General features: G+C 78.1%; 8 protein-coding genes. 7 read left to right on the top strand and 1 reads right to left on the bottom strand.

Annotation, left to right across the window (positions count from 1 at the left end; genetic code table 11):
• Nucleotides 1-897 (top strand): thiamine-phosphate kinase (locus tag GTR02_RS17435; RefSeq protein WP_166608754.1); only part of this gene is annotated, 897 nt, incomplete at its 5' end.
• A 79-nt stretch (nucleotides 898-976) separates the two neighbouring features.
• On the opposite strand, the gene rpmB is transcribed toward GTR02_RS17435, so the two are convergent.
• Complete coding sequence (gene rpmB / locus GTR02_RS17430; protein WP_012084282.1) at nucleotides 977-1,162, bottom strand: 50S ribosomal protein L28; 186 nt, start codon at nucleotides 1,160-1,162, stop codon at nucleotides 977-979.
• Nucleotides 1,163-1,324: 162 nt separating this feature from the next.
• Here rpmB and GTR02_RS17425 point away from each other — a divergent pair, with 162 nt between their 5' ends.
• The 6 genes from GTR02_RS17425 to coaD all read left to right on the top strand — a co-directional run.
• On the top strand, nucleotides 1,325-2,449 hold the full coding sequence (locus GTR02_RS17425; protein WP_166608753.1) for a GGDEF domain-containing protein: 1,125 nt from the start codon (nucleotides 1,325-1,327) through the stop codon (nucleotides 2,447-2,449).
• Nucleotides 2,450-2,458: 9 nt separating this feature from the next.
• The gene (locus GTR02_RS17420; protein WP_166608752.1) at nucleotides 2,459-4,669 is read left to right on the top strand and encodes a DEAD/DEAH box helicase; all 2,211 of its coding nucleotides are present in this window, start codon (nucleotides 2,459-2,461) and stop codon (nucleotides 4,667-4,669) included.
• Nucleotides 4,666-5,517 carry an ABC transporter ATP-binding protein gene (locus tag GTR02_RS17415; RefSeq protein WP_338073891.1) on the top strand — a complete coding sequence of 284 codons (852 nt, stop codon included), beginning with the start codon at nucleotides 4,666-4,668 and terminating at the stop codon, nucleotides 5,515-5,517. Before GTR02_RS17420 ends, GTR02_RS17415 begins: the two co-directional genes overlap by 4 nt.
• The gene (locus tag GTR02_RS17410) at nucleotides 5,514-7,187 is read left to right on the top strand and encodes a DUF6297 family protein (protein WP_205709507.1); all 1,674 of its coding nucleotides are present in this window, start codon (nucleotides 5,514-5,516) and stop codon (nucleotides 7,185-7,187) included. Before GTR02_RS17415 ends, GTR02_RS17410 begins: the two co-directional genes overlap by 4 nt.
• The gene (gene rsmD, locus GTR02_RS17405; RefSeq protein ID WP_166608750.1) at nucleotides 7,184-7,756 is read left to right on the top strand and encodes a 16S rRNA (guanine(966)-N(2))-methyltransferase RsmD; all 573 of its coding nucleotides are present in this window, start codon (nucleotides 7,184-7,186) and stop codon (nucleotides 7,754-7,756) included. The genes GTR02_RS17410 and rsmD overlap by 4 nt, the downstream gene beginning before the upstream one ends.
• Nucleotides 7,757-7,779: 23 nt before the next feature.
• Nucleotides 7,780-8,298 (top strand): pantetheine-phosphate adenylyltransferase (gene coaD, locus GTR02_RS17400; protein ID WP_338073890.1); only part of this gene is annotated, 519 nt, incomplete at its 3' end.

The raw sequence follows: 8,298 nt of genomic DNA, 5'->3' as shown, positions 1-8,298 counted from the left end.
GGCCCGGGCGACGACGCCGCGGTGCTCGCGGCCCCCGACGGCCGCGTCGTGGCCACGGCCGACGTGCTCGTCGAGCACCGCGACTTCCGCCGCGACTGGTCCACGGGCGCCGACGTCGGCTGGAAGGCCGTCATGCAGAACGTGGCCGACGTCGCCGCGATGGGCGCCACCTGCACGGGGCTGCTCGTCGCGCTGGGCCTGCCCGGCGACCTCGACGTCGCGTGGGTCGACGATCTCGCGGCCGGCGTCGGCGCGGCCTGCCGGGCCGTCGGCACGAACGTCGTCGGCGGCGACCTCTCGGGCGCCTCGGAGGTCGTGGTCGCGGTCACGGCGCTGGGCGACCTGGGGGGGCGCGCGCCCCTGCTGCGCTCGGGCGCGCGTCCGGGCGACCTCGTCACCGTCGCGGGCACGCTGGGACGCTCCGCCGCCGGCCTCGACCTGCTGCGGCGCGGCGCGGCGGCCGACGCCCCCGAGCTCGTGGCCGCCCACCGGCGGCCCGTGCCGCCGTGGGAGCAGGGCCCGGCCGCGGCGCTGGCCGGGGCCGGCGCCCTGATGGACGTCAGCGACGGCCTGCTGCGCGACGCGGGGCGCCTCGCCGCGGCCAGCGGTGTCGTGCTCGACCTCGACCTGCGCGACGGCGTGCTCGGCCGGTGGGCGCACGCGCTGGCCGCGGCCACGGGCGTGGGCCGGGCCACGGCCGACGGCTTCGTCCTCACCGGTGGCGAGGACCACGCGCTGCTCGGCTGCTTCCCCGCGACGGCCGCGCTGCCCGCGGGCGTGACGGCCGTGGGCCGCGTGCGGGCCGCGGCGCCGGGCGAGGGCCCCGGCGTCCTCGTCGACGGCGCGGCCTGGGCGGGCCCGGGCGTCGGGTGGGACCACTTCGCCCCGGGCGGCTGACGCCGAGGGCGCCCGGACGTGCGGCGGGGCCGGACCCCAGAGGAGTCCGGCCCCGCCGCGTCACGCGGTGCTCAAGGGGTCAGCGGGTGACCTTGCCTGCCTTCAGGCAGGAGGTGCACACGTTGAGGCGCTTCGGAGAACCGTTCACGGTGGCCCGGATCCGCTGGATGTTCGGGAGCCACATGCGGTTGGTCCGCCGGTGCGAGTGCGAGACGCTCTTGCCGAAGCCAGGTCCCTTGGCGCAGACGTCGCAAGTGGCAGCCACGGGAACTCCTGGGGTCGATCGGATGATGTCGGCGACGGCCCCGGACGGGGTCGGCGCGCGGCGCCGGAGGCCCGGACACCGTCGGCAACCATAGCCGAGCGCGACCGGTGCCGACGAACCGGTGGTGCGCGGGCGGCCCGCGAGGTGTCAAGGTTCTTCCCGATGAGCCGATGGAGGAAGGTGACGACCCCGCGGGTGACCCCCTCGCGCGCGCGCGCCGCCTGGTGGCAGCCGCGCGAGCCGGTCGCGGGCACCCGCGTCCTCGGCGTCCTGGCGCTCGCCGGCAGCGTCTACACGATCCTCAACGCCGTCGTCTCGCCCGAGAGCCTCGGGGAGCGCGCGGGCGGCTGGCTCGTCACCGTCTCGTGCGCCGCCCTGCTGGCCGCCGTGAGCCTGCTGCCCGCGATCGCGCCGCGCCGCGCGGCCAGCTGGGCCGCCCTGGCCCTCGCGCTGGGCGCGACGCTGATGGTCCTGGTGCTGGACGTCTACACGCACGACACGACGTTCGGGGCCCAGGTGTACCTGGGCTGGCCCGCCCTGTACGCCGCCTACCACCTGCGCCGGGGCGCGGCCTGGATCGTGACGACGCTGTGCGTCGCGGCCGACGCGACCCTGCTCCTGGCCGTCGACGGGGTCACCCAGCTCCTGCGCGACCTCCCGCCCTTCGTGGCCACCTTCGGGTTCATCACCTGGATGCTCGTCTCCGCGCGCGACCGGCAGGAGGTCATGGTCGAGCAGCTGCGGGCCGAGGCCGAGCAGGACGTCCTCACGGGCCTCGCGACGCGTCGCGTCTTCGACGGCGTGCTGCTGGACGAGCTCGCCCGCGGCACCCGCGTGGCCGTCCTGCTGGCCGACGTGGACCGCTTCAAGAGCGTCAACGACGTGCACGGCCACGGGGTGGGCGACGGCGTCCTGCGCGTCGTGGCCGACGAGCTGCGCGCCGCGTGCCGCGAGCAGGACGTCGTCTCGCGCTACGGCGGCGACGAGCTCGCGGTGGTCCTCACCGACGTCGACGCCGACGCGGTCGGGCGGGTCGCCGAGCGGTTCCGCACGGCCGTGGCGGGCCTCCTCGTCCCGGCGCCCGCGCTGGACGGCACCGACGCGCACCGCGTGCTGTCGGTCACCGTCAGCGTCGGCTACGCGCTGCACGACCCCCGCACGGGGACCGGTGCGGCGCGCGACCTCATGGTGCGCGCCGACGCCGCGCTGTACGCCGCCAAGCGGGGTGGCCGCAACCGCGTCGCCCACGACGAGCAGGTCCCGCAGCCCCGCCAGCACGCGCAGTAGCCTGCCGGGGTGGACGAGCTGGACGCACCGCTGTCCACCCGGCTGCCCCCGCGCGACGCCGCGCTCCTGGAGTCCGAGCTCGAGGTCACCACGGTCCGCGACCTGCTGTGGCACCTGCCGCGGCGCTACGTCGAGCGCGGCCAGCTGAGCTCCCTGCGCGACCTGCAGCCGGGGGAGTCCGTCACGGTCGTGGCCGAGGTCGCGAGCGTCTCCGCCCCCCGGACCATGCGCAACCGCCGCGGGGCGCTGCTGCAGGCGACGGTCGGCGACGGCCGCGACGTCGTGGCGCTGACCTTCTTCGCGGCCCACCCGGGGCAGCTGAACCGGCACGTCGCCGAACTCGTCGTGGGCCGCCGCGTGCTCGTGTCCGGCAAGGTCGAGGTCTTCAACGGGGCGCTGCAGCTGGCCCGCCCGGACTACCAGCCGCTGGGCACGGGCGCCGACGCGGCCGAGCTGGCCGACCGGCCCACGCCGCTGTACCCGGCGACGGGCAAGGCGCCCAGCTGGAAGATCGCCAAGGCCGTCCGGACCGTGCTGGACACCACGACGGAGATCGCCGACGTGCTGCCCGCCGACGTCGTGCGCCGCGAGGGCCTGCTGAGCCCGCTCGCCGCGCTGCGCGCCGTGCACGACCCGCAGGTCAAGGCCGACATCGCCGCGGGGCAGCGCCGGATGCGCTACGAGGAGGCGTTCGTCCTGCAGACCGCGCTGGCCCAGCGCCGCGCGAGCGTCGCGGGGGAGCGGGCCGTGCCCCGGCCCCCGCGGCCGGGCGGGCTGCTCGCGGCGTTCGACGCGCGCCTGCCGTTCGAGCTGACCGACGGGCAGCGCGCCGTGGGCGAGGAGATCGCGGCCGACCTCGCGCGCGAGCACCCCATGCAGCGCCTCCTGCAGGGCGACGTGGGTTCCGGCAAGACGCTCGTCGCCCTGCGCGCGATGCTCGCCGTCGTCGACGCCGGCGGCCAGGCCGCGCTGCTCGCGCCCACCGAGGTCCTCGCGGCCCAGCACCTGCGCTCCATCACGGCCGTGCTGGGCGACCTGGCCGTGGGCGGGCTGCTGGCCGGCGACCGCCCGGCCACCCGGGTCGTCCTGCTGACGGGCTCGATGGGCGCGGCCGCGCGGCGCGAGGCCCTGCTGGCCGCGGCGGGCGGCGAGGCCGGCATCGTCGTGGGCACCCACGCGCTGCTGCAGGAGCACGTGCAGTTCGCCGAGCTCGGCCTCGTCGTGGTCGACGAGCAGCACCGCTTCGGCGTCGAGCAGCGCGACGCGCTGCGCGGCAAGGCCTCCGCCGTCCCGCACCTGCTCGTGATGACCGCGACCCCGATCCCGCGCACGGTCGCCATGACCGTCTTCGGCGACCTCGAGACGTCGGTGCTGCGCGACATGCCCCCCGGGCGGGCCCCCGTCACGACGGTCGCGGTGCCCCTGGACAAGCCCGCGTGGGTGGACCGGGTGTGGCAGCGGGTCGCCGAGGAGGCGGCGCTGGGCCGGCAGACCTACGTCGTGTGCGCGCGCATCGACGCGGGCGACGCCGCGGGCGTGCACGAGGACGACGGCGGGGGTGACGAGCCCCCGCCGGAACCCGCCGGCGGCAAGGAGAAGCGCCGCCCCGCGGCCGCGGTGTCCGAGGTCGTCGAGACGGTCCGCGCGCACCCCGCGACGGCGGGGCTGCGCACCGAGGTCCTGCACGGTCGGCTCGCCCCGGCCGAGAAGGACGACGTCATGCGTCGCTTCGCCGCGGGGGAGGTCGACGTCCTCGTCGCCACGACCGTCGTCGAGGTCGGGGTCGACGTGCCCAACGCCAGCGCCATGGTCGTCGTCGACGCCGACCGCTTCGGCATCTCCCAGCTGCACCAGCTGCGCGGGCGGATCGGCCGCGGCGGGCTGCCGGGCACCTGCCTGCTGCTGACCGAGGTCGGCCCCGGCAGCCCCGCGGGGCAGCGCATCCAGGCCCTCGTCGACACCACCGACGGGTTCGAGCTGGCCCGCACCGACCTCGAGCAGCGCCGGGAGGGCGACGTGCTGGGGGCCGCCCAGTCCGGTCGCCGGTCCTCGCTGCGGCTGCTCGGCGTCCTGGCCGACGCCGACGTCATCGCCAAGGCCCGCCGCGACGCGACCCACCTGGTCGCCGACGACCCGCACCTCGCGGGGCACACTGCGCTCGCGGCGGCCGTCGCCGACCGTGTCACGGGCGAGACCGAGAGATTCCTGGAGCGCGCGTGAGCCAGAAGCAGCCGAAGCAGCCGGCGGCGAAGCAGACCCCGCCGAAGCAGACCGGGGCGAAGCAGTCCCCGCCGAAGCAGACCGGGGCGAAGCAGTCCCCGCCGAAGCAGACCGGGGCGAAGCAGGCGGGGGCGGCCCGCGCCCGCCGGCGGTCCGGGCCCGCGCTGCTGGAGCTCGACGCGCTCACCGTCGGCTACACGAAGAGCCCCGTGTGCGCGCCCGTGACGGTGGCGGTGGGCGCGGGCGAGGCCGTCTGCCTCGTGGGCGCGAACGGCGCCGGCAAGTCGACCGTGCTGCGCGCCGTCGCCGGGCTCCTCGAGCCGCTGGGCGGCGAGGTCCGCCTGCGCGGCGAGGTCGTCGACGAGCGCACGGTGGAGTTCCGCCGCCAGGTCGCGTGCGTCTTCGACGAGGACGCCTGGTTCGCCGAGCTCTCGGTGGCCGAGCACCTCGAGCTCGTCGCCCGCGGTCACGGCGTGCGCGACGTCGTCGCCGTCGTCGACGCCGAGCTCGCCGCGCAGCGCCTCGCGGAGCACGCCGACGAGCTGCCCACGGCCCTGTCCTCGGGGCAGCGCCGCCGGCTGCTGCTCGCGGCGGCGCTCGTGCGCCCGCGCGCGCTGCTGCTGCTCGACGAACCCGAGCAGCGGCTGGACCCGACGGGCCGCGACACCCTGCTGGAGCGCCTCAAGGCCGAGCGCGACGCCGGCACCGCGATGCTGCTCGCCACGCACGACACCGTCCTGCTGCGCGGTCTCGCCGACCGCGCCGTCGTCATCGACGACGACGTCTGCCGGGTCGTCGACGCCGAGGAGGCCGCGCGCCTGGTCACCGAGCCGGTGGCGGGCCCGTGACGCTGGAGCGGGTGGACGGCGACGCCCTCGACGGCGACGGGCCGCTGCCCGGCCCGGTCGCGGGGGAGCCGCTGCCCTCGCGCGCCGACCTCGTCTCCGAGGCCGCGCCCTCGCGGGCCGCGCGCGGCCTGCGCACCACCGTCTACGACGTCTACACGACCGTCCTGCAGACCGGCATCGGCGGCGGGCTCCTGCTGGGCGCCTCGGGCTCGCTGCGCAGCGCGCTGCAGGCCGGGCTGAGCTCCACGGGCGACGGGCCCGGGCTCGTCGCGCGCACCTCGGGGGTCCTGACGTCGGCCGGGCTCGCGGTCGCGGCCGTCCTCGTCCTGCTCGGGGCGCTGTGCCGGATCGGCCCCGTGAGCCTCGGCACCGCCCCGACCGCGTGGTGGACGCCGCTGCCCGTCGAGCGCCGCGACCTGCTGCGGCCCGTGCTGCGGCAGCGCGCGGTCGTGAGCGCGGTCGTGGGCGCGGTCGTGTGCGGCTGGGCGGGGTCCATCGCCGTCGGCGCGTCCCCGGGCCTGGGCACGGGTGGCTTCCTGTCCGCGCTCGGCGGTGGGGCCGCGCTCGGCGCGGCCCTGGGGCTGGGCGGCTACGCGCTCGTCACGCGGCCGGCCGTGCGGGCGGGCACCCGGGCCGTGGTCCGCACGGGCGCGGTCCTCGACGCCCTCGCGCTCGCCGTCGTCGTCGCGCTCGCCGCGTCGGCGCTGGTCGGGCTCGCGGTCGACGCGGTGGCCCCCTCCGCGCTGGTGGTGCCCGCGGTCGTGGCCGTCGTGCTCGCGGTCGTCGCGCTGGTGACCGCGGGGGCCGCGTCGTGGCGCGACGTGGGCGACACCAGCGCCGTGTCGCTGCGCAGCGGGGCCGCGCGCCTGGGGCGGCTCACGTCGTCGGTCCTGCAAGCCGACGTCCGCGAGCTCGGCCGCGCCCTCGCGGCCGACGCCACGGGCCGCCGGCGCCGCCGCCGCGGGGCCAGCCGGGTGCCGTGGGCGAGCGGGCCCGCGACCGCCGTCTGGTCCGCGGACTGGCTGCTGCTGCGCCGCCAGCCGCGCCGCTTCCTCACCGCGGCGGCCTTCGCGCTCGTGCCGCTCGTCGTGGCGGCCGGCACCGGCGCCCCGCGCGGCGTGCTCGCGCTGCTGCTGTGGCTCGCCGGCTACTGGGCCGCCACGACGCTGTCCGAGCCCGCCCGCAGCATGGCGCTCGTCCCGGCCGCCGCCCGCGCGCTGCCGGTCAGCCAGACGCGGCTGCCGCTGCTGCGGCTGGTGCCCGTCGCCGCGCTCATGGCGCTGTGGGGCGCGATCGCCGTGCCGCTGGCCGCGACGACGTCGGGGCTCGTGCACGGCGAGACCACGGGCACGGCGTGGTGGGCGTGGGCCCTGCTAGGCGCGTTCGCGGGGCCCGGCTGGGCCGCCGCCGCGCTGCGCGGGGCGCTGCGCCCCGACCCGGACCTGTCCCGCCCGTCCGTGGCCACGGCCATGGGCTCGCTGCCGCCGGGGGCCATCGCAGCCGTGTCCACCGGCCCCGACCTCGCCGTCCTCGTGACCGTCCCCGTGCTGCTGGCGGTGCTCTCGCGCGGCGCCCCCCCGCTGCTGGTGCAGGGCCAGGTCCTGGCCTCGGCCGTCGCCGTCGCGCTCGGCTGGTGGTACGCCGCGCACCGGGCGCGGAAGCTGTCGTGACCCGGATCGTGGCCGGCGCGGCGGGCGGGCGGCGGCTGAAGGTCCCGCCGGGGGACACCACGCGCCCCACGAGCGACCGCGTGCGCGAGGCCCTGTTCTCCGCCCTCGACGCGGCCGGTGCCGTCGCGGGCGCGCGCGTGCTCGACCTCTACGCGGGGTCGGGCGCGCTCGGGCTGGAGGCCGCGAGCCGCGGCGCGCAGCGGGTCGTGCTGGTCGAGGCCGCCCGCAGCGCCGCCGCCACGGCGAGCGCGAACGCGCGCACGCTCGCCCTGCCCGGCGTCAGCGTGGTCACCGACCGCGTCGAGCGCTTCGTCGCCGGGCCGGGCGCGGTCGTCGAGGACGGCTGGGACCTCGTGCTGGTGGACCCGCCGTACGCCGTGGACGACGCGGACCTCGGCGCCGTCCTCGCCGCGCTGCCCGCCGTCCTGGCCCCCGCGGCCACGGTGGTCGTCGAGCGCTCGACCCGCAGCGGGGAACCGCGCTGGCCGCCGGGCCTGGTGCCGGGGCGGCGCCGGACCTACGGCGAGACGACCCTGTGGACGGCCCACCCGAGCGGGCCGGAGGCGTGAGCGCCGCTGCTAGGTTCCCTGCCGTGCCCCCGACCGCCCGCCGCTGCGTGTGCCCGGGCAGCTTCGACCCGGTCACCCTGGGCCACCTCGACGTCGTCCTGCGGGCCGCGGACCTCTTCGACGAGGTGCACGTCGGGGTCGCGACGAACCCCGCGAAGCGGAGCCTGTTCACGAGCGCCGAGCGCGTCGCGCTCGTGCGCCGGGCGCTCGCCGCGACCGACGACCCGCGCGCCGCGCGGGTCGTGGTGGAGGAGGTCCCCGACGGCCTGCTCGTCGACCACGTGCGCCGGACGGGCGCGGCGGCCGTCGTGAAGGGGCTGCGCGGTGGCACCGACTACGCCTACGAGCTGCCCATGGCGCTGATGAACCGGCACCTGGCCGACGTCGAGACCGTGTTCCTCGTGGGTGACCCGCGCTTCGAGCACGTGTCCTCCTCGCTCGTGAAGGAGGTCGCCCGCCACGGCGGTGACGTCGCCGACCTCCTGCCCGCCGCGGTGCACGCGGCCCTGCTGGCGCGGCTCGCCGAGCCGCGCCAGCAGGGC

It is taken from the genome of Kineococcus siccus (assembly GCF_009906795.1).
Taxonomy (GTDB): domain Bacteria; phylum Actinomycetota; class Actinomycetes; order Actinomycetales; family Kineococcaceae; genus Kineococcus; species Kineococcus siccus.
Note: the sequence above shows the minus strand (reverse complement) of the source record. Positions and strands in the feature narration are given on the sequence as shown.